This window comes from Natrononativus sp. DTA114, from assembly GCF_059736515.1.
In genome coordinates this window covers 373,859-393,302 of sequence record NZ_JCASSN010000001.1, presented here as the reverse complement: position 1 = coordinate 393,302, position 19,444 = coordinate 373,859, and the positions used below count along the sequence as shown (strand labels likewise).

Genomic DNA, 19,444 nt, shown 5'->3' with positions numbered 1-19,444 from the left:
AAGTATGATGGTACCGGTCCGGTGTTTCACGTGCGGCAACGTCGTGGGCGAACACTGGGAAGAGTTCAACGCGCGCGCCAACGAGGGCGACGAGGACCCGCAGGCGGTTCTCGACGAACTCGGCGTCGAGCGTTACTGCTGTCGGCGGATGCTCGTTTCACACCGTAATCTCGTCGACGTCGTCTCCCCATACCAGTGATCCCCATGCAACAGAACCGTCACAACCGATACGAGAAGGCACGCATCCTCGGCGCCAGGGCGCTGCAGGTGTCCTACGGGGCACCGGTGTTGATCGACACCGATCAGACCGAACCGATCCTGATCGCCGCCGAAGAGTACGACGCCGGGGCACTCCCCTTCACGGTCAATCGAGGGCGAGATCGACGATGACGCGCATCACCGAGATACGATTGCGTGAGGTGCTCGACTCCCGGGGGAACCCGACCGTCGAGGCCGACGTCCTCACGGAAAGCGGCGGCTTCGGCCGTGCGGCTGCACCGAGCGGCGCCAGCACGGGCGAGTACGAGGCGATCGAACGCCCGCCGGGCGAGGCGATCGCGGCGGCCCGCGAACACGCCGTCCCCCGCCTCGTCGGCGAAGGCTACGCCGGCAACCAGCGCGAGATCGACGCGATCCTGCGCGGTGCCGACGGCACCGACGACTTTTCGGAGATCGGCGCCAACAGCGCCGTCGCCATCTCGATGGCCGCGGCGAAGGCTGGTGCCGACGTACTCGGTGCCCCGCTGTTCCAGCATCTCGGTGGCGCGTTCCGCGGCGAGAACTTCCCGATTCCGCTCGGCAACGTCGTTGGCGGCGGCGAACACGCCGCCGACGCGACCGACATCCAGGAGTTCCTCGCAGCGCCCGTCGGTGCACCGAACGTCGCCGACGCCGTCTTCGCCAACGCCGCGGTTCACGGGGAGGTCGCGGACCTCCTCGACGAGCGCGGCGTCCCCTGCGGTAAGGGCGACGAGGGTGCGTGGGCGCCGTCGATCGACGACGACGAGGCGTTCGAGATCGTCGACGAGGCCGTTTCGACGATCGAGTCGGAGGTCGGCTTCGAGATCGGCTTCGGCCTCGACGTCGCCGCCGCGGAGCTGTACGATCCCGACGCCGAGGTCTACGAGTACTCCGATACGACTCGAGACACGGCCGAACAGATCGACTACATCGCCGACCTGGTCGACGAGTACGACCTCGTCTACGTCGAAGACCCGCTCGACGAGAACGACTACGACGGGTTCGCAGACCTGACCGACCGCGTGGGCGAGCAGACGCTGGTCTGCGGTGACGATCTGTTCGTCACCAACACCGATCGGCTCGCGGACGGAATCGACCGCGGCGCGGCCAACAGCATCCTGATCAAGCCGAACCAGATCGGGACGCTGACCGACGCCTTCGACGCGATCGAACTCGCGACCGAGAACGGCTACGACTCGGTCGTGTCTCACCGCTCGGGCGAAACCGAGGACACGACGATCGCACACCTCGCCGTCGCAACCGACGCACCCTTCATCAAAACGGGCGCCGTCGGCGGCGAGCGAACCGCAAAGCTCAACGAGCTCATCAGAATCGCAGACGACGCGACATGACAGACAACGACGCAACCCAAGAAGGGCTCGACGCCGCCGAAGAGGAGATCGACGAGGAACCGGCCGAGGGGCCGGGTCCCGCCGCCGAATCCGAGGGCGACGTCGAACCCGTCGACGAACAGGACGCCGAGGCGACCGACGAGGACGCCGAGGCCGAAGCAGACGCAGGCCCCGCACTCGACGACGACGTCATGAGCGACGAGGAAGCGGACCTGCTCATCCCCGTCGAGGACTACCTCGGTGCCGGTGTCCACATCGGTACCCAGCAGAAGACCAAGGACATGGAGCGGTTCATCCACCGCGTCCGCACCGACGGTCTCTACGTGCTCGACGTCTCGAAGACCGACGGCCGCATCCGAACGGCAGCGGACTTCCTCTCGAACTACGCGCCCGAGCAGGTGCTCGTCACCTCGAGCCGCCAGTACGGACGCTTCCCCGCCGAGAAGTTCGCCGAGGCCGTGGGCGCTCGCGCCCGCACCGGCCGCTTCATCCCCGGCACCCTCACGAACCCCAAGTACGACGGCTACATCGAACCCGACGTCGTCGTCGTCACCGACCCGATCGGTGACGCTCAGGCCGTCAAAGAGGCGATCACGGTCGGCATCCCCGTGATCGCGATGTGCGACTCGAACAACCAGACCAGCAACGTCGACCTCGTCGTCCCGACGAACAACAAGGGTCGCAAGGCCCTCTCGGTCGTCTACTGGCTGCTCGCCAACGAGGTCCTCGACAAGCGCGGCGCCGAGCCGTCCTACTCGCTCGAGGACTTCGAGAGCGCACTGTAATCGGATTTTCACGTCGAACGCTGGACGTTTTTCTCGCGACGCCGACTCGAGCCGCCGGTATCGAAAAACTGCCAGGGGAGCGAACCGAATAGCTATTACTCGCCCTCGGACGAATGGGGGACATGACGCTCTCGAGCGCTCCCGGCAAAGTCTATCTGTTCGGGGAGCACGCGGTGGTCTACGGCGAACCGGCGGTGCCCTGTGCCATCGAGCGGCGGGCGCGAGTCGGGGTACAGCGACGAGACGACGACAAACTCCGGGTACACGCCGAGGATCTGAGCCTCGACGGCTTCACCGTGGAGTACGGCGGGCGGACCGGCGACCACCCGGACGTCGACGTCTCCGAGGGGCTGATCGCGGCCGCGATGGGGTACGTCGACGGCGCGATCGACCAGGTTCGGGAGGTGACCGGCGAGGATGACGCCGGCTTCGACGTCACCATCGAGAGTGACATCCCGCTCGGGGCCGGGCTCGGATCCTCGGCGGCCGTCGTCGTCGCCGCCATCGACGCGGCGACGCGCGAACTCGGCGTCACGCTCGAGGCGACGGAGATCGCTGATCGGGCCTACCGGGTCGAACACGCCGTCCAGGAGGGGCAGGCGTCGCGAGCGGACACCTTCTGCTCGGCGACCGGCGGCGCGGTTCGAGTCGAGGGCGACGACTGCCGCACCATCGACGCGCCAGAGCTCCCGTTCGTGATCGGCTTCGACGGCGGCGCGGGTGACACCGGTGCCCTGGTGTCGGGCGTCCGAGAACTCCGAGAGGAGTACGCGTTCGCCGCCGACACGGTCGAAACGGTGGGTGACCTCGTCCGACAGGGCGAAGCGGCGCTCGAGGCCGGCGACCTCGCGGAACTCGGCACGCTGATGAACTTCAACCACGGTCTGCTGTCGGCGCTGGGCGTCTCCTCGCGCTCGCTGGACGCGATGGTGTGGGCGGCCCGCGATGCAGAGGCCTTCGGCGCGAAACTGACGGGCGCCGGCGGCGGCGGCTGCATCGTCGCGCTCGATCCGACGGAGGCGACCGAAACCGCGCTGAAGTTCACGCCCGGCTGCGAGGAGGCCTTCCGAGCGGAGCTTGCCGAGGAGGGGGTGCGGCGACTCGAATGATCGTCCTGAAACTCGGCGGCAGCGTCATCACTGACAAAGATCGTGCGGAGACGCTCGACGGCGAGGCCCTCGAGCGGGCGGCCGACGCCGTCGCGGATGCCTGGCGGTCGGGGGCGGTCGAGGACCTCGTCCTCGTCCACGGCGGCGGCAGCTTCGGGCACGTCAACGCGAGCGAACACGGCGTGAGCACGACCGAGGGAACCCACGACCCGGGTGCGGTCGCCGCCATCCACGGCGCGATGAAGACCCTGAACGGGTTCGTCCTCCAGCGTCTGCTCGAGCGAAACGTCCCCGCAGTGCCGGTCCACCCCTTCTCGGCGGCTCACCGAGACGCCGGCGGCGTTCTCCATCTGCCGACTGGGCAGCTCGAGACGCTCTGTGCCGAGGGGTTCGTCCCCGTCCTCCACGGCGATCTCGTCGCCCACGCGGGCGAGGGGGCGACGGTCGTCAGCGGCGACGAACTCGTCGTCGAGAGTGCCCGCGGGCTCGGGGCCGAGCGAATCGGCCTCTGTTCGACGGTTCCCGGCGTTTTAGACGAAGACGAACAGGTCGTCGAGCGGATCTCGAGCTACGAGGAGGTTGCAGCAGTGCTCGGCGAGAGCGAGTCGACCGACGTCACCGGCGGGATGGCCGCCAAGGTTCGGGCGCTGCTCGCCCTCGAGAGCCGGGCCTCGATCTTCGGCCTCGAGGCGCTGCCCGGCTTTTTCGAGGGCGGGCCGGTAGGAACGACGCTCGAGTGAGCGTTCCTATTCGTCGTTCTCGTCGTTCTCCGCCCTGTTACCCGGGATGCCGACCGACTCTCTCTCGAGCACCTCGGAGGTTTCCGCGTGCTCTCGAGCCAGTTCGACGTAGCGCTCGCCGGCGGCGGTCCAGGGCGAGTTCTCGACCTCTTTGACGACCTCGGCGGGGGCGCCGACGGCGAGAACGGAGTCGGGGATAGCGGTGTCTTCCGTGACGACGCTGTTCGCCCCGACGAGGCTCTCGGCACCGATCTCGGCGCGGTCGAGCACGATCGCGCCCATCCCGACCATACTTCGCTCGCCGACGGTCGCGGCGTGGACGATGGCGTTGTGGCCGACCGTCGCAGACGGGCCGATCTCACAGCCCTCGTGGAGGGTCGCGTTGTCCTGGACGTTCGCGCCCTCGCGAAGGACGATTTCGCCGTGGTCCCCCCGGAGAACGGCCCCCGGCCAGACGCTCGCATCGGCCTCGAGCGTTACCTCGCCGATGACGACCGCACTCTCGTCGACGTACGCGGAGTCGGCGATTTCGGGAACGTGACCGTCGAAGGATCGAATCATGCCTCGAGTCGGTCGTCGGGACGGTTAGTCGTTGGTGGTTCGCGGTGGATTCGAGCCCGCGGCGGACCGGGGCGTCGAGCCGCAGCGGTCGAACAGCGTGGGTCGGACGGCGCTCAGAAGGTGTCGACGACCTCGTGAATACAGCCGTTCGAGCGGTAGTAATCGCTGTGACCCGGTACGTAGGCGACGTTGTGGTCCGCGTAGTTCCACGGCGGCGTGCCGTCGCAGCCGGCGTTGCCGATGGCGTTACCCCACTCGGCGGCGCCGTAGGCCCAGTTGAGCACCTCGTCGTCCTCCATCCAGAAGTTGTCGACACGGCCGGCCGCCGCGGCGATGTCCGGACCGTAGGTGCCCTCCATCGATACTGCGTCGTCGTCGGCCGCACCGCCGAGGATCGAGACGGAATCGACGTCCTCGAGGCGGTCCCAGTGGGCCAGGTTTCGCAGCGCCATCAGAACGACGCGGGCGCCCAGCGAGTGGGCGACGAACCGCAGCGAGACGTCCGGGTTCGAGAGGCTGTAATCGTAGGCGAAGTGGGCGAGTTTGGCGCCGTTTCGCTCTGCGATCTCGGTCGCGTTGTACCAGCCGAAGTCCGAATCCCAGGTGTAGCCGACGAACGGCTGGTCGTACCCCTCGGCGACGAACGTCGGGGCGGCGTCGCCGAACGTACACAGCGCTCCCTCGTCGTTGTTGTTCCAGCCGTGGACGAACACCAGCAGTTCGTCCTCCGCGGCGGTGTGAACGCCCGGTATCCCGTCGCCGGCGTACTCGAAGTTCGTCGCATCGTTGCCGTCGGTGAGCGTGACGCTCCCGTACCAGGTGGTGTCGAAGTGGCCGCGCGTGGAGACTCGAGGGAAGTCGTGGTCGGGGTTCTCGCAGCCGTCTCCTTTCCCCGCTCGAGCGGATCCCGAACCGACGGCCAGGCCGGCCAGGCCGGCGGTCGCGACACCGGTGCGTCGCAGAACGGTTCGTCGGCTGATCGTGGAGCACCCATCACTCGATGACTGGTGTGTCATGTAACCAATTGTGATGCCCATCGCTATTGTTCTAGGGAAACGTGTAACTCACCGAACGTGAACGGAGGAGGCGGCAGTCAGTCGAAGAGCACGCGCTCGAGGATCGGTCGGAGGAACGACCCTCGGCGCGTCTTCTTCGAGTGTACGAGCAAGACCGGCTGATCGATCGCCGCCGCCAAACGGTCCGAACGTTGGACGATCAGCAGGTCGGGGAGCCGACGGTGGGTGACGGTGCTCACCATTACGAGGTCCGAGTCCTCGAGTTCGCTGCTGAGCGCTCCAATCTCGTCGTCGGTCCGAACGATCGTCGACTCGACGGGGGCGGTACAGAGTTCGTCGAGTTCAGTGTGGTAGTCTTCGATGGTCTCGATCAGTTCGTCGGGGGCGTCCTCGGAGACGGCGAAGACGAACCGCAACCGGGCGTTGCAGGCGGTGGCGATCGTGTTCGCGATCTCGACCTTTAGCGGATCGTTGAACGGGCTGCGATCGGTGACGATCGCGATCTCGTCGATCTCGAGCGGCCGCTCGTTCCGGACGAAGACGACGTCGCAGGGGGCGTGTTCCATGATCCAGTCGGTGTCGCGTCCGAACAGCGTCCCGAGGCGGCTGGTCGCCTCCTGGCGGGCCAGGACGAGGTCCGCGTCGATCCGGTCGGCGAAGTTGACGACCGCGTGGCGGGTGTCGTGGCTGACGATTTCGCCAACCTCGACGGGAACCTCGAGATCCCGCACCAGGTCGTCGGTTCGTCGCTCGAATTCGGCGTCGGCTGCCGAGAGCGATTCCGCCGCGGTGTCGAGTGGAACCTGGTCGGGGACCTCGTCGAAGCGGACGATCCGGATCCGCCCGCCGCGACGACGGACCAGCGGCGCGGCGAGTCGCAGGATCGCGTCCTCTTGCTCCCGGCTGACGTCCTGTCGCAGCGGGATCAACACCTCGTACTGGTCGGCGCGTTCGAACTCCTCTTCGGTCTCGCGAACGAACTGCTTGCCCGCCTCCCGGCGGGCCAGGCCGACGGCGACGCCCTCGCGCTCGACGCGCTCTTTGGCGTACCACTGGTACCAGACGAACCCGAAGATGGTGATGCCGACGGCGCCGATAATGGGGAGCCAGTCCATCTGTGCGATGATGAACACGCCCGAGACGATGCCGAACAGCTGCACCCAGGGATACCCCGGCGCGAAGAACTCGGGATCGTACCACTCGAGGTCCCGTTCGCGAAAGGCGATCAGCGCGCCACAGACGAGGATATAGACGAGGATCTGGAACGCGCCAGCAGTTTTCGCGATGTCTTCGACGGGGAGGGCGATAATGACCAGGATCATGATCCCGCCGGTGGCGAGAATCGCAACGATGGGGGTTGCAAACCGGGGATGGATGTACTCGAACTGGTCCAGAAAGAGGTCGTCGCGACTGAGCGCCAGCGGGTATCGCGAGGCGGTGAGAATGCCCGCGTTGGCCGTACTCACGAGCGCGAGGAGCGCGGCGATCACGATCGCGACGAGAAACAGGTAGCCGAAGAGTTCGTCGGCGGCCTCGGCCATCGGTGCCCCCGAAGCGGCGAGCGTGGGGCCGTCGATGACGCCGACGAGGACGAACACGAGCAGCGCGTAGAGGAACGTCGTCGCGATGAGCGATCCCAGAAGGCCGAGCGGAAGGTTCCGCCCGGGGTTCTCGATCTCCTCGGCGACGGCTGCGACCTTCGTCACCCCGGCGTAAGAGACGAGGACGAGCGCGGTCGCGTTCAGAATCCCGTCGACTCCTTCGACGAAGAACCCGTCGTAGTTGCCGCCTTCGACCCTGACGATCGAGCCGGCGACGAACACCGAGAGGATGATCAGCATCACGATGACCATGATCAGCTGGAGCCCCCCGGTCTGTTTGACGCCGAAGAGGTTGACGAGGATGAGGACGGTGGCGATGACGACCGCTGTCGCCGTGAGACTCGGCAGGGCGATCACGAACTCGAGGTAGAACATCCCGCCGACGAGCGCGAGCGCGCCCTTGAACATCAGCATGAGCCACGTTCCGAGCCCCGCGATCGTTCCAACGGCGGGACCCATTCCGCGTTCGATGAAGACGTAGTCACCGCCCGCCTCGGGCATCGCCGTCCCGAGCTCCGCGATGCTCAGCGCGGCGGGTACGACGAGGACCGCAGCGATGACGAACGCGAGGATCACGGCCGGTCCGGCCTCGGCCATCGCGAGGCCGGGGAGGATGAAGATACCACTCCCGATCATCGCACCCATACTGATCGCGATAACGGCGAACAGCCCCAGGTCGCGCTCGAGATCCTTGGCCATTACTACGCCCTTTCTGACGACGGGTTAGAAACGTTCGGATTTCGTCTTCGAGTGTCGGCAAATATGGCTGCTGAAAAACGATCAGGTTCCGAATCCAGAGAAAGGTAAACAAGTGTAGTATTCTGTCCGGTGACGTCGTTGGTACCAGTGAGGAACGTTCATCGCGCGCGCGATCGCGCGCGTTCCGTGCGTGAGACTCCCTCGGAGATCCCCAACCCACTGCGTTTTTAACGCCCGGGTGTGTAGGGTGCCCTAGCGAAACCCGCGGGCAAGTGTGTTCGTGATCGGCGACGGTGTCGTCGATCTGTGGGGTAGGACGCCCTCGAGCGCATAGCGGGATGGCCAACGCGCAGTCACGTCGGGGCCGACGAACCGGGAGTCCGCGGACCGTTTCGACGAGTGCCACGACCGGCACTCAGTGCTACAATCATGGAAATCGAAATTGCAACTATTGGCGGTTACGAGGAAGTTGGGCGGCAGATGACTGCCGTTCGCGCCGGAAACGACGTCGTTATCTTCGACATGGGGCTGAACCTGTCGCAGGTTCTCATCCACGACAACGTCGAGACAGAGCGGATGCACAGTCTGGACCTGATCGACATGGGCGCGATTCCGGACGACCGGATCATGTCGGACCTCGAGGGCGACGTGCAGGCGATCGTCCCGACCCACGGCCACCTCGACCACATCGGCGCCATCTCGAAACTGGCCCACCGGTACAACGCACCGATCGTCGCAACGCCGTTTACGATCGAACTCGTCAAACAGCAGATCGAGGGCGAGCAGAAGTTCGGCGTCGAGAACGACCTGATCAAGATGGACCCCGGCGAGTCCATGACGATCGGCAACGAGGGCGTCGAACTCGAGTTCGTCAACGTCACCCACTCGATCATCGACGCGATCAACCCGGTGCTCCACACGCCCGAGGGCGCCATCGTCTACGGGCTGGACAAGCGCATGGACCACACGCCGGTTCTCGGCGACCCCATCGACATGAAGCGCTTCCGTGAGATCGGCCGCGAGGACAACGGAGTGCTGTGTTACATCGAGGACTGTACCAACGCGAACAAGAAGGGGCGAACGCCCTCCGAAAACGTCGCCCGCGAGCACCTCCGGGACGTCCTCTACAGCATGCAGGACTACGACGGCGGGATCGTCGCGACGACGTTCTCGAGTCACATCGCCCGCGTGAAGTCGCTCGTCGAGTTCGCCGACGACATCGGGCGCCAGCCCGTCCTGCTCGGTCGCTCGATGGAGAAGTACTCCGGCACCGCCGAACGACTCGACTTCGTCGACTTCCCGAGCGATCTCGGGATGTTCGGCCACCGAAAGTCCGTCGACCGGACGTTCAAGCGCATCATGAACGAGGGCAAGGAGAACTTCCTGCCCGTCGTCACTGGTCACCAGGGCGAACCGCGCGCGATGCTCACGCGAATGGCCCGCGGCGAGACGCCGTACGAACTGGACGACGGCGACAAGGTCGTCTTCTCCGCCCGGGTCATTCCGGAGCCGACCAACGAGGGCCAGCGTTACCAGGCCGAAAAGCTACTCGGCATGCAGGGCGCCCGCATCTACGACGACATCCACGTCTCCGGCCACATGAACCAGGAGGGCCACTACACGATGCTCGACGCGCTTCAGCCCCAGCACGTCATCCCGGCTCACCAGGACCTCAAGGGGCTGTCGGGGTACGTCAGCCTCTGCGAGAACGAAGGCTACCGAATGGGCCGTGACGTCCACGTCTCGCGCAACGGCAACCTGATCCAGATTGTCGACTAACATGACGACCCCTGAGGCACGAGAGGAGGCAGTACTCGAGGCCGTCCGCGAGCGCCGCGAGTTCGTCAACGAGGCGATCCCGGAGGAACTCCCGATCAAGCGGCCGGAACGACTCTACGAGGCCTCACGGTACCTGCTCGACGCGGGCGGGAAGCGGCTCCGACCGACCGTTCTGCTCACGGCTGCGGAGGCACTCGTCGACGTCGACCCACTCTCGAAGAACTACCGCGAGTTCCCCACCCTCACCACCGGCGCACACGGTCAACCGCAAGCGCCCGACGCAGTCGACCTGATGGCCGCCGCCGTCAGCGTCGAGGTCATCCAGTCGTTCACGCTGATCCACGACGACATCATGGACGACGACGACCTTCGCCGCGGCGTTCCTGCCGTTCACCGGGAGTACGACCTCGAGACCGCAATTCTCGCCGGTGACACCCTCTACTCGAAGGCGTTCGAAATCATGCTCGAGACCGGCGCCGACTCCGATCGAACGGTCCAGGCCCTCGACATCCTTGCGACGACCTGTACGAAGATCTGTGAGGGACAGTCCCTGGACGTCGACTTCGAGAGCCGCGAGGACGTCACGCCCGATGAGTACCTCGAGATGGTCGAACAGAAGACCGCCGTCCTGTACGCCGCCTCGGCCTGTCTGCCGGCAGTCCTGCTGGGCGCCGACGAGGAGACGATCGACGCCCTCTACGGCTACGGGCTCGATGTCGGCCGCGCGTTCCAGATCCAGGACGACGTCCTCGATCTGACCGTCCCGAGCGAGAAACTCGGGAAACAGCGCGGCAGCGACCTGGTCGAGAACAAACAGACCCTCATCACCGTCCACGCCCGCGAGCAGGGCGTCGACATCGAGGGGTTGGTCGATACGGAAGACGTCGACGCGGTGACCGAGGCCGAGATCGACGAGGCAGTCGCCGAACTCCAAGACGTCGGGTCGATCGAGTATGCCAACGAAACGGCACGGGAGTTGGTCGACCGCGGAAAGAACCGACTCGAGGTGCTGCCGGAGAACGAGGCCCACGACCTGTTGCTCGATCTGGCGGACTATCTGATCGAACGCGGCTACTGAGACCGCGACGGTCGATTTTCGAGGCGTATCTCGAGAGCGTCGAGTGGAGCCTGGGCCGTTCCGTTTTCATACCCGGTGTCTCGTTCTGTGGCCCCGCTGGGTCTGGCGGGACAAACACCACTAGCCGAAACCGTTACCGAATCAAAAACGAAATAGGAGGGGCGGCCATCTGCGATCAGTCGAGCGTCGTCGACAGGAGATTCAGCTGTGAACTGTACATCGAGGCGTCCTCGCCGAACGTTCCCGTGTCCCCTGCCCCGAGCGGGTTGTTTCGGGTGAAGAGGAACGTCGTAACTCCCGTCGAACTGTCCGTATCCACGTCGTACCGGATGACGTAACCCGAAAACTGGTCCGGTCGACTGATTTCCGGGATCGTCTCCCCGTCTGCCATCTGCAGGACGCTCACTGTCGTTCCCTGTTGCAATCGTGCGATCACGTCGAAGCTCTCGTTGGGCTGAAAGTCGTAGGCAAACACCAGTGTCTGGTCGTTCTGTGCGGTTGCAGTCACTGCGGTGGACCCCGCACCGACTGCGAGCACGCCCGCTGCAAGACCCGCGCGCTTCAGTACGTCACGGCGCTCGAGGGTAGTTACGGCGTGATCGTTTTCATTCATGTGTTTCATTAGCACACCTCCGAGTGGAGTATATGGCAGTATTGTCCATTATATTACTGGGTGAACGGTGATCACCCCGCTTCTACTGTACACACGTCGTTCGCACGACAGCTTACTGAACGGTTGTTCACGCCGTGAACGGCCTGGCGTCGGCGGGCGGCCCGACACCGCGGCAGTTTTGAACGGGCGCGAAAAAGCTCTCGGCAATGAACGACGAGTTACGCGAACAAATCGAGCGCGAGGCGGAGAAACACGCGCTGCTCAACGCGGTAAAACACGAGAGCGACGCCAACGTCGGGGCCGTCATGGGGCCGCTGATGGGCGAGAATCCCGAGTTCCGAGAGCACGCCGACGCCGTACCGGGGGTCGTCGGCGGCGTCGTCAGCGAGGTCAACGGGCTGGATCACCTCGAGCGACGCGAGCGACTGGCCACGCTCGATCCCGAGGCGTTGGCGGACCTCGAGGCCGAAGACGAGGGCGACGAGCACGATCTGCCGGCCCTGCCGAACGCCGAGGAGTACGACGAGATCCGGATGCGCTGTGCGCCGAACCCGAACGGGCCGTGGCACATCGGTCACGCCCGGATGCCGGCGGTGATCGGCACCTACAAGGACCGGTACGACGGCTGGTTCTGCGTCCGCTTCGACGACACCGATCCCGAAACGAAGCGGCCGGATCTCGAGGCGTACGAGGGTATTCTGGCCGACGTGGAGTACCTCGGCTTCGAGGCCGACGCGACGTTCAAGGCGAGTGACCGCCTCGAGATCTACTACGATCACGCCCGGAAGCTGATCGACCTCGGCGGGGCGTACACCTGCTCGTGTCCGGGCGAGGAGTTCTCGGAGCTGAAAAACAGCGGCGAGGCCTGTCCCCACCGAGAGAAGGACCCGGAGACGGTGCTCGACGAGTTCGAGGACATGGTCGCGGGCGTCTACGACAGCGGCGATATGGTGCTTCGTGTGAAGACCGACATCGAACACAAGAACCCCGCGCTGCGGGACTGGGTCGCCTTCCGGATGATCGACACGCCCCACCCCCGCGAGGAAGCCGCCGACTTCCGGTGCTGGCCGATGCTCGACTTCCAGTCGGGGATCGACGACCACATCGTCGACGTCAGCCACATCATCCGCGGCATCGACCTTCAGGACTCGGCGAAGCGCCAGCGCTTTCTCTACGAGTACTTCGGCTGGGAGTACCCGGAGGTCGTCCACTGGGGCCACGTCCAGATCGACGAGTACGACGTGAAGATGAGCACTTCGCGGATCAAGGAGTTAATCGACGCCGGCGAACTCGACGATTGGGACGATCCGCGAGCGCCGACGATCAAGAGCCTCAAACGGCGGGGCATCCGCGGCGAAGCGATCACCGAATCGATGGTCGGCCTCGGTACCTCGACCAGCGACGTCGACCTCGCGATGAGTTCGATCTACGCGAACAACCGCGACCTCGTGGACGAGGAGACCGACCGGCGCTTTTTCGTCCGCGAGGGCGTCGAGGTCCCCCTCGCGGGCAGCCCGCCGGACGAGGCAAATCCACCGTTGCACCCCAACCACGAGGAGCGAGGGCTGCGAGAGATTCCGGTCGGCGACGCCGTGTTGCTCGAGGAGGCCGACCTCCCCCAGCGGGAATCGCGCATCTGGCTAAAGGGGCTCGGCTGTTTCCTGTACACCCGCGACGCGCTCCAGTACACCGGCGACGACATCGACGTCGTTCGGGAGGGCGACGTCGACGTCGTCCACTGGGTGCCCGCCGAAGAGAGCGTCCCCGTCCGGATGCGCACGATGGACGGCGACGTCTCCGGGCGCGCGGAACCGGGGGTAGCGGGCCTCGCACCCGACGACCTCGTGCAGTTCGAGCGGATCGGGTTCGTCAGAGTCGACCGCGTGGCGCCACGCGCCACGGAACGCTCGAGCGGCGCGAGGCGCGAACGAAGTGAGAGCCTCGATAAAGCGAACGGTGAAGCCGTGAGCGGACAGCGTCCGCGAGACCGTCCCGAGGCTGACGAGACGGTCGTCTACTACGCCCACCCCTGAGGCGGCCGACTCCGCGGTGCCGGAGCGAGAACACTCAGTCCGGATCGCGCTCGAGTAACGAGTCGGCGCTGTCCGGCAACGGATCGGCGACGACGCCGTCCTGACGACCGAGGACTCGAGCGTGGGCCGCACAGACGAACCGGTTGTCGGCCCACGGGATGTGGAGTTCGACGGCGGCCGGACGGTCGCAGTCTGCTTCCGTACAGTCCATAGGAGGGACAACGCTGTCGACTGCAACACTCTTTTCGTTCACCCGGACAGTGCGAACACGTCACGACTCAGCGAACGACCCGTGTGGGGTGGCGGTCGCTCGAGACAGCGGTCGTTGCAACACGGCGGCCGCTGTCTGTCCCTTCGTTCGTACTGAACTGGCCGCGTATCGCGAACGCTCCCGGTTTCGGCCGAGTCGGCTTCGAGTCGCAGCCAGGTAGAAACCCAGATGTGCGGTGCTCGGAACGAACTGGGCTGGGTCCGGCGAGAGGTTACAAGCGGAGTCGAAGAACGCCCCGAGGATCGATCCCGAAGCTATTCACGTGTTCGCCTGCAATGAGAAACGTGGATTCTAAGACGGTCTGTCGTCGATGGAAGGAGCGGTCCGGAGAGTACTCACCGGAGTACTACGCCTATTACGGGTCGGATGAGATGAGCGAAACGATCCACGGTATTCTGGATCAGTTCGTCGGCCGAGACGCATCCGTCCTCGAGCTCGGATGTGGCTGTGGCCGTCACCTCGCACACCTCTACGAACACGGTTTCGAGAATCTGGTGGGAATCGACGTCAACAGCGACGCGTTCGACGTGATGGAGGAGACCTATCCCAGCCTCGCCGCCGATGGGACGTTCTACATCGACGCGATCGAGAACACCGTCGACGACTTCGACGATAACCACTTCGACGTGGTCTACTCGGTGGAAACGCTCCAGCACCTTCACCCGGACAGCGAGTGGGTTCTCGAGGAGCTGGCACGGATCACCGACGACCTCCTCATCACGATCGAGAACGAAGGCGAGAACGATCGGTCACAGTCTGACAGGTGCGAAGTGACCTACATCAACGACGATTTTCCCCTGTACTACCGCAACTGGAACCGCGTTTTCACCGAGGCCGGCCTCGTCGAGGTCGATGCCAGGCCGGGCAAACGGGGAACCGTACGGACGTTTCGTTCTACCCAGGAGTGAACCGAAGCGCGTTCTCGTCCGGATCGTTCGGAGACAAACAATCCTCCCACCTCTACCGGTAGTCGGGGGCAGACGACGGCTTACAGGAAAAAAACCACGACGACGAATCCGAGTAGAATCGTCGCCGTGAACAGGAACTGCGCGGCCGTCGAGGCGAGGACGCCGACGGTCGCGTACACAGCAGATCGAGAGCTCCGGCTCACGTCGCCGTCTCGAGCCATCTCGAGGGCGAACACCGTTCCAAAGAGACCAACGAGCAGCCCGAGCGGCCCGGTGACGATCATGAGTGTGATGCCAACGACGACAGCGATCGCGGTCGTCTGCCAGGACGCGCCACCGAATCGGGCCGACGCCGCGCCGCCGAAGAGTTCGGTGAGGACGGTGAGCACGCCGAGAAGGGTGAAGACGGCGAGCGCGAGCAGGCCCGGCTCCGTGAACCCGGAGTGCCACCAGTAGAGGTAGACCCCCGAAAGGGAGAGCAACCCGCCGGGAACGAGCGGGACCAGCGTTCCGGCGACGCCGCCGACGAGCAACGCGACGGCGAGTATCGTGATCGCATCGACCATACGCCTCTCGACGGCGGGTCGCGGGAAATGCGTACCGCCTTCGCGAGAAGCGGAACGCTTCCTCCCCGGTTCGATCCCTACCGTTACGTCCCTCCCGGTGAACGGGGAAGATATGGGAGACGGAAATAACTCCGAACGGCCGGGTGCGATCGTCGTCGGGGCCTCCTCCGGCATCGGCGAAGCGGTGGCGCGAACGCTCGCCGCCGACGGCTACGCAGTTGGGCTCACCGCCCGCCGGGTCGAACGGCTACGGGAGATCGCAGCCGACCTCCCGACGGATGCCTTCGTCGCGGAGATGGACGTGACGGCGACCGCAGCGGCTCGAGAGACGTTCGCGGCGCTCTGCGAGTCGATGGATTCGGTCGACCTCGTCGTCATCAGCGCCGCCGTCGGTCCCGCGAACCGCGACCTCGAGTGGGAGCCAGAGCGGGAGACGGTGGCCGTCAACGTTCGCGGCTTCGCGGCGATCGCGACGGCCGCGCTCGCACACTTCGAGCGCCGGGGCGAGGGCCACCTCGTGGGGATCTCCTCGGTGGCCTCGGTGTTCGGAAACGGCGTCGCCCCCGCCTACAACGCCTCGAAGGCGTTCGTCTCGACGTACCTCGAGGGGCTTCGCTACCGCCAGGCCGGCCGCGGGACCGAGGTGACGATCACAACGGTCGAACCGGGCTACGTCGACACGGCGCTCGCGGCGGGCGAGTTCTGGATGTGTTCACCCGAGACGGCGGCCGAACAGATCGTCCGGGCGATTCGGGAACGGCGAGAGCACGTCTACGTCACCCGGCGCTGGCGGTTCGTGGCGTGGCTGCTCGCGCTGTTGCCCGAGCGAGTCCTCCGGCGATTGTTTACGTAGTTTCGGTCTCGGCAGGCGATCCGGGCGGAATCAGTCGTCAAAAAAGCGGTCGCGCTCCGCTCGAGCAACCTCGTCGCCATAGCGATCCACGAGCGGAACGAGTGCGTCGCCGAACGACCGCATGCACTGGCCCGCGGAGTGGTACTCGAGTGCGCTCGCGACGGCGGGCCACGGCCGCCCCTGCAGGCCGCGGGCCACGAGCAGTCGCTCCTCGCGGTCGGTGAGGTCGATTTTCGGCGGTCGTTCGGCGAGATAGCGGACGATCAGCCGGCGAAACGGTCCCGGATCGACGTCGAACAGGCCGGGGCCGTACGCCGCTCCGGCGACGACCCGCCACTCCCGGTTCGACAGCGACAGCGGCGGCGTCGCGTCGACGCTCCGGAGCACCGCGCGGGCGACGTCGGGCTCGAGATCCGAGAGCGCGTCCGAGCAGACGGCGGCGAATCGCTCGCAGAACCACCTCGCGTGGCGCTGCGCGAGGGCGCGACCGGCGTCGCCGGTCGGCCGGAGCATGAGGACGGAGTACTCGCCGCTTGCGTCGTTGCGGGTCGTCGAGACGTGCACCGACGAGTAGCCGTTTTCGCGCCAGAATTCGACCAGACCGGGGGTCGCACCGAAGCCGGTTCCCAGCCAGTCGAGGGCGGGGCCGTACTCCTCGGCGACCTCCTCGAGCAGTCGCGAGCCGAGCCCGCGCGAGCGGATCGCGTGGTGGGTCGCGATCCGGACCACCCGCAGTCCCGCGGGTTCGCCCGCCGCTTCGTCGCGCAACTGGCTCGTGAGCACGTCGGGGAGCATATTCCCGCGGATGCGCCCACCCTCGTACATCATCGCACGATCCTCTGGGGAGAGGTTCCCCTCGCGAGCCAGCAGGGCGACGCTCGCGACCCGGCCGTCGTGACAGAGCGCGCGGGCCTCGAGATTGGGCGCGTCGAGCAGTCGCGCGAGGTCGGCTGGTTCGGTCCGGTAGTGAGCCAGGACGAGCAGGCCGAACGCTTCGCGAAGGAAGGTCTCGTCGGCGAGCAGGTCGTCCGGCTCGAGGCGTCGGTAGGCGACGGAGTCGGGCGTGGCGTCGGCGACGAGCGAGTCGACGGGCGGGCGAGCATCCAGTAGGAGGGCGCGAAAGGCCCACACCTCGAGGGGATCGCCGCCGGCGTACCGGATCGGCTCGGTGAGCGTGACCTCCGAGACGTCGTGATCGCTCGCCGTGAGTCGATCCCGAAAGCGGACGGAGAACCCGCGGCCCGCACCCTCGTAGCCGTGTACTGTCGTGGCGAAGGCGACCCGCGGCGCCACGAGCAGCGACTCGAGGACGCGAACCGGCAGCGCGGCGGCCTCGTCGACGATGAGGACGGTATCACCGCCCGAGTCGCCGTCGCGTTCCGCCAGCAGTTCGGCGGCCGTCGCGGGGTCGAGAAAGCGGACCGATCCGCCCGTCGCCGTCTCGAGAGTCGGCGCGTGCGTTCGTTCCCCGACTGACAGGTCGATCCCGAGGGTCTCGAGGAGTTCTCGAGCGCGGGCGAACAGTTCGCTGACGTTGCGTACGCTGGGGGCTGTCACGAGGACCCCTCGTCCGGCGGCGGCGAGCGCACCCGCGGCCAACCCCGCCGCGCTCGACTTGCCGCGGCCGCGGTCGGACTCGAGAACCACCGCCCGAGCGTCGGTTCCAGGCTCTGACAGGCGCTCGAGGACGGCGACCGCGTCGGCCTGGTCGCCCGTGTAACACGCGTCGTAGGCGGCCGGCGGGAACCGGTGGTCTCCACCCGGGCCAGCGACCGGTGCGGGTTCGCGTCGATAAACCGGAGCGGGATCGGTCAACCCGTCGTCTTCGACGGTGTCTGTCTCGAGGTCGACGACGGCGATACCGCGATGAGCGCGGACGGTGTCGACCAGGCGCTTCCGGAACCGACCGGAGACGTCCTCGAGCGTGAACGGCGGGACCGCGAGCGACTCGTCGAAGCCGTCGCGACGATCGGGCCAGGACTCGAGGGAGGGGGTGAGCAAAACGAGCAGACCGCCGCCGTCGACGGCACCGACAACTTTCCCCAGGGCGTTCGGGCGCAGTTCCTCGTGGGCGTCGATCACGATCACCTCGCGGGTGGTTCCGAGCAGCCGACCCGCGTTGGACTGGGGAAGGTGTTCACAGCGGAGGCGGTCGTCGGGACCGACGAGGGTCGTCGCCGAGATGGGAACGTCGAGGGACGAGAGGGCGGATTCCAGGCGCTCGTAGGCGCGCTCCCGGTCGCCGGCGAGGACGATCCCTCGGCGTTCGTTGGTGACGGTCGCCTCCTGTCGAAGCGCGACCGCGAGTTCGGCGACGTTCATACCGCGTTCTACGGGACCACCGCCGTAATATTGCCCGTTTCTCCGCCACCGCGGAGCCCGGGAGACTGCGAACGATTCGAGACGCTGACCCGAACCCGTAACCCCAGTGACATCGCAAGCGAGCGCGTGTGTCCGGCTCCCACGCCCTCGCACATTTGGACACGCTTTTAAGGAGGGCACCGCTACTGGGTCGTACACCCTACGCGGGGTTGATGATGCTCCTAGCCTCACAGGATCTCCGCCGGACACAGTCCGGCCCGGGACACCGTTCCGGACGGCAGGGGAGCGCGAGCCCACGCGTAGGAGAGGTGAACAACCAATGGCAGTTTACGTAACTACAGAAACCCCAGCCGACCTCGCCGAGGACGCCCTCGAGGCCCTCGAGGTCGCACGAGACACAGGCAGCGTAAAGAAAGGAACCAACGAAACGACCAAAGCGATCGAGCGCGGCAACGCCGATCTGGTCTACGTCGCCGAAGACGTTACGCCCGAGGAGATCGTGATGCACCTCCCCGAGCTGGCAGAGGAGAAGGGAATCTCCGTCGTCTTCATCGAGACTCAGGACGACGTCGGCCACGCCGCCGGCCTCGAGGTCGGCTCCGCGGCCGCCGCCATCGTCGACGCCGGCGAGGCGGGAGACGACGTCGAGGACATCGCGAGCAAGGTCGAGGACCTGAGCTGAGGTGACCGAAGATGAGCGCTGAAGAGGGAGAAAGCGGCTCGACCCCCGCTGAAGTCATCGAGGTCGTCGGCAAGACCGGCATGCACGGCGAAGCCATGCAGGTCAAGTGCCGGATCAAAGAAGGCGAGAATCAAGGCCGAATCATCACGCGAAACTGCCTCGGGCCGGTTCGCGAGGGGGACATCCTCCAGCTGCGCGAGACCGCCCGCGAGGCCGACTCCATCGGAGGACAGTAA

Annotated in this window: 20 protein-coding genes; 13 read left to right on the top strand and 7 right to left on the bottom strand. The window is 66.0% G+C overall.

Translation table 11 applies throughout. The features are described 5' to 3' along the window. Positions 1-4 precede the first annotated feature (4 nt). The 6 genes from AC6I6S_RS02055 to AC6I6S_RS02030 all read left to right on the top strand — a co-directional run bounded on the left by AC6I6S_RS02055 (position 5) and on the right by AC6I6S_RS02030 (position 4,226). On the top strand, positions 5-199 hold the full coding sequence (locus AC6I6S_RS02055; protein WP_497948055.1) for a DNA-directed RNA polymerase subunit N: 195 nt from the start codon (positions 5-7) through the stop codon (positions 197-199). 5 nt (positions 200-204) lie between these two features. Beyond that, a complete protein-coding gene (locus tag AC6I6S_RS02050; RefSeq protein ID WP_497948054.1) occupies positions 205-390 on the top strand; it encodes a DNA-directed RNA polymerase subunit K in 186 nt (61 codons plus the stop codon). Continuing rightward, a complete protein-coding gene (eno, locus tag AC6I6S_RS02045) occupies positions 387-1,592 on the top strand; it encodes a phosphopyruvate hydratase (RefSeq protein WP_497948053.1) in 1,206 nt (401 codons plus the stop codon). The genes AC6I6S_RS02050 and eno overlap by 4 nt, the downstream gene beginning before the upstream one ends. Further along, positions 1,589-2,377, top strand: coding sequence for a 30S ribosomal protein S2 (rpsB, locus tag AC6I6S_RS02040; protein ID WP_497948051.1), 789 nt, complete (start codon positions 1,589-1,591; stop codon positions 2,375-2,377). Before eno ends, rpsB begins: the two co-directional genes overlap by 4 nt. Positions 2,378-2,499: 122 nt before the next feature. Next, entirely contained in the window at positions 2,500-3,486 is a 987-nt protein-coding gene (gene mvk, locus AC6I6S_RS02035; protein ID WP_497948049.1) for a mevalonate kinase, read from the top strand. Continuing rightward, positions 3,483-4,226 carry an isopentenyl phosphate kinase gene (locus AC6I6S_RS02030; RefSeq protein WP_497948048.1) on the top strand — a complete coding sequence of 248 codons (744 nt, stop codon included), beginning with the start codon at positions 3,483-3,485 and terminating at the stop codon, positions 4,224-4,226. The genes mvk and AC6I6S_RS02030 overlap by 4 nt, the downstream gene beginning before the upstream one ends. Before the next feature lie 6 nt (positions 4,227-4,232). On the opposite strand, the gene AC6I6S_RS02025 is transcribed toward AC6I6S_RS02030, so the two are convergent. The 3 genes from AC6I6S_RS02025 to AC6I6S_RS02015 all read right to left on the bottom strand — a co-directional run bounded on the left by AC6I6S_RS02025 (position 4,233) and on the right by AC6I6S_RS02015 (position 8,103). After that, positions 4,233-4,787 carry a gamma carbonic anhydrase family protein gene (locus AC6I6S_RS02025; protein ID WP_497948047.1) on the bottom strand — a complete coding sequence of 185 codons (555 nt, stop codon included), beginning with the start codon at positions 4,785-4,787 and terminating at the stop codon, positions 4,233-4,235. Positions 4,788-4,900: 113 nt separating this feature from the next. After that, the gene (locus AC6I6S_RS02020; RefSeq protein ID WP_497948045.1) at positions 4,901-5,803 is read right to left on the bottom strand and encodes a DUF726 domain-containing protein; all 903 of its coding nucleotides are present in this window, start codon (positions 5,801-5,803) and stop codon (positions 4,901-4,903) included. A gap of 77 nt (positions 5,804-5,880) precedes the next feature. After that, entirely contained in the window at positions 5,881-8,103 is a 2,223-nt protein-coding gene (locus AC6I6S_RS02015) for an amino acid permease (RefSeq protein WP_497948044.1), read from the bottom strand. Positions 8,104-8,532: 429 nt separating this feature from the next. On the opposite strand from AC6I6S_RS02015, the gene AC6I6S_RS02010 reads away from it, so the two are divergent. Next, entirely contained in the window at positions 8,533-9,882 is a 1,350-nt protein-coding gene (locus tag AC6I6S_RS02010; protein ID WP_497948043.1) for an RNase J family beta-CASP ribonuclease, read from the top strand. 1 nt (position 9,883) lies between these two features. Further along, on the top strand, positions 9,884-10,960 hold the full coding sequence (gene idsA3 / locus AC6I6S_RS02005) for a geranylfarnesyl diphosphate synthase (protein WP_497948042.1): 1,077 nt from the start codon (positions 9,884-9,886) through the stop codon (positions 10,958-10,960). A gap of 175 nt (positions 10,961-11,135) precedes the next feature. On the opposite strand, the gene AC6I6S_RS02000 is transcribed toward idsA3, so the two are convergent. Then, positions 11,136-11,582: a twin-arginine translocation signal domain-containing protein gene (locus tag AC6I6S_RS02000; protein WP_497948040.1), complete on the bottom strand. Its 447-nt coding sequence runs from the start codon at positions 11,580-11,582 to the stop codon at positions 11,136-11,138. A gap of 197 nt (positions 11,583-11,779) precedes the next feature. Here AC6I6S_RS02000 and AC6I6S_RS01995 point away from each other — a divergent pair, with 197 nt between their 5' ends. Further along, a complete protein-coding gene (locus tag AC6I6S_RS01995; protein WP_497948038.1) occupies positions 11,780-13,606 on the top strand; it encodes a glutamate--tRNA ligase in 1,827 nt (608 codons plus the stop codon). Between the two features lie 34 nt (positions 13,607-13,640). On the opposite strand, the gene AC6I6S_RS01990 is transcribed toward AC6I6S_RS01995, so the two are convergent. Further along, positions 13,641-13,817: a DUF8014 family protein gene (locus tag AC6I6S_RS01990; RefSeq protein ID WP_497948037.1), complete on the bottom strand. Its 177-nt coding sequence runs from the start codon at positions 13,815-13,817 to the stop codon at positions 13,641-13,643. Between the two features lie 344 nt (positions 13,818-14,161). On the opposite strand from AC6I6S_RS01990, the gene AC6I6S_RS01985 reads away from it, so the two are divergent. Beyond that, positions 14,162-14,785: a class I SAM-dependent methyltransferase gene (locus tag AC6I6S_RS01985; RefSeq protein ID WP_497948036.1), complete on the top strand. Its 624-nt coding sequence runs from the start codon at positions 14,162-14,164 to the stop codon at positions 14,783-14,785. 80 nt (positions 14,786-14,865) lie between these two features. Here AC6I6S_RS01985 and AC6I6S_RS01980 read toward each other — a convergent pair whose 3' ends face one another. Beyond that, a complete protein-coding gene (locus AC6I6S_RS01980; protein ID WP_497948035.1) occupies positions 14,866-15,351 on the bottom strand; it encodes a DUF456 domain-containing protein in 486 nt (161 codons plus the stop codon). 112 nt (positions 15,352-15,463) lie between these two features. Between AC6I6S_RS01980 and AC6I6S_RS01975 the strand changes: the two genes are divergently transcribed. Further along, positions 15,464-16,204, top strand: coding sequence for an SDR family NAD(P)-dependent oxidoreductase (locus AC6I6S_RS01975; protein ID WP_497948034.1), 741 nt, complete (start codon positions 15,464-15,466; stop codon positions 16,202-16,204). Positions 16,205-16,234: 30 nt separating this feature from the next. Here the strand turns inward: AC6I6S_RS01975 and tmcA are convergent, their stop codons facing one another. Further along, the gene (gene tmcA, locus AC6I6S_RS01970; protein ID WP_497948033.1) at positions 16,235-18,526 is read right to left on the bottom strand and encodes a tRNA(Met) cytidine acetyltransferase TmcA; all 2,292 of its coding nucleotides are present in this window, start codon (positions 18,524-18,526) and stop codon (positions 16,235-16,237) included. A 319-nt stretch (positions 18,527-18,845) separates the two neighbouring features. On the opposite strand from tmcA, the gene rpl7ae reads away from it, so the two are divergent. Further along, complete coding sequence (gene rpl7ae / locus AC6I6S_RS01965) at positions 18,846-19,208, top strand: 50S ribosomal protein L7Ae (RefSeq protein WP_497948032.1); 363 nt, start codon at positions 18,846-18,848, stop codon at positions 19,206-19,208. Positions 19,209-19,219: 11 nt separating this feature from the next. Then, the gene (locus tag AC6I6S_RS01960) at positions 19,220-19,444 is read left to right on the top strand and encodes a 30S ribosomal protein S28e (protein WP_255167422.1); all 225 of its coding nucleotides are present in this window, start codon (positions 19,220-19,222) and stop codon (positions 19,442-19,444) included.

Bases quoted from the DNA above. Each gene is read 5' to 3' on its own strand.
- AC6I6S_RS02055 (WP_497948055.1), top strand. From the start codon at position 5: ATGATGGTACCGGTCCGGTGTTTCACGTGCGGCAACGTCGTGGGCGAA.
- AC6I6S_RS02050 (WP_497948054.1), top strand. From the start codon at position 205: ATGCAACAGAACCGTCACAACCGATACGAGAAGGCACGCATCCTCGGC.
- eno (WP_497948053.1), top strand. From the start codon at position 387: ATGACGCGCATCACCGAGATACGATTGCGTGAGGTGCTCGACTCCCGG.
- rpsB (WP_497948051.1), top strand. From the start codon at position 1,589: ATGACAGACAACGACGCAACCCAAGAAGGGCTCGACGCCGCCGAAGAG.
- mvk (WP_497948049.1), top strand. From the start codon at position 2,500: ATGACGCTCTCGAGCGCTCCCGGCAAAGTCTATCTGTTCGGGGAGCAC.
- AC6I6S_RS02030 (WP_497948048.1), top strand. From the start codon at position 3,483: ATGATCGTCCTGAAACTCGGCGGCAGCGTCATCACTGACAAAGATCGT.
- AC6I6S_RS02025 (WP_497948047.1), bottom strand. From the start codon at position 4,787: ATGATTCGATCCTTCGACGGTCACGTTCCCGAAATCGCCGACTCCGCG.
- AC6I6S_RS02020 (WP_497948045.1), bottom strand. From the start codon at position 5,803: ATGACACACCAGTCATCGAGTGATGGGTGCTCCACGATCAGCCGACGA.
- AC6I6S_RS02015 (WP_497948044.1), bottom strand. From the start codon at position 8,103: ATGGCCAAGGATCTCGAGCGCGACCTGGGGCTGTTCGCCGTTATCGCG.
- AC6I6S_RS02010 (WP_497948043.1), top strand. From the start codon at position 8,533: ATGGAAATCGAAATTGCAACTATTGGCGGTTACGAGGAAGTTGGGCGG.
- idsA3 (WP_497948042.1), top strand. From the start codon at position 9,884: ATGACGACCCCTGAGGCACGAGAGGAGGCAGTACTCGAGGCCGTCCGC.
- AC6I6S_RS02000 (WP_497948040.1), bottom strand. From the start codon at position 11,582: ATGAAACACATGAATGAAAACGATCACGCCGTAACTACCCTCGAGCGC.
- AC6I6S_RS01995 (WP_497948038.1), top strand. From the start codon at position 11,780: ATGAACGACGAGTTACGCGAACAAATCGAGCGCGAGGCGGAGAAACAC.
- AC6I6S_RS01990 (WP_497948037.1), bottom strand. From the start codon at position 13,817: ATGGACTGTACGGAAGCAGACTGCGACCGTCCGGCCGCCGTCGAACTC.
- AC6I6S_RS01980 (WP_497948035.1), bottom strand. From the start codon at position 15,351: ATGGTCGATGCGATCACGATACTCGCCGTCGCGTTGCTCGTCGGCGGC.
- AC6I6S_RS01975 (WP_497948034.1), top strand. From the start codon at position 15,464: ATGGGAGACGGAAATAACTCCGAACGGCCGGGTGCGATCGTCGTCGGG.
- tmcA (WP_497948033.1), bottom strand. From the start codon at position 18,526: ATGAACGTCGCCGAACTCGCGGTCGCGCTTCGACAGGAGGCGACCGTC.
- rpl7ae (WP_497948032.1), top strand. From the start codon at position 18,846: ATGGCAGTTTACGTAACTACAGAAACCCCAGCCGACCTCGCCGAGGAC.
- AC6I6S_RS01960 (WP_255167422.1), top strand. From the start codon at position 19,220: ATGAGCGCTGAAGAGGGAGAAAGCGGCTCGACCCCCGCTGAAGTCATC.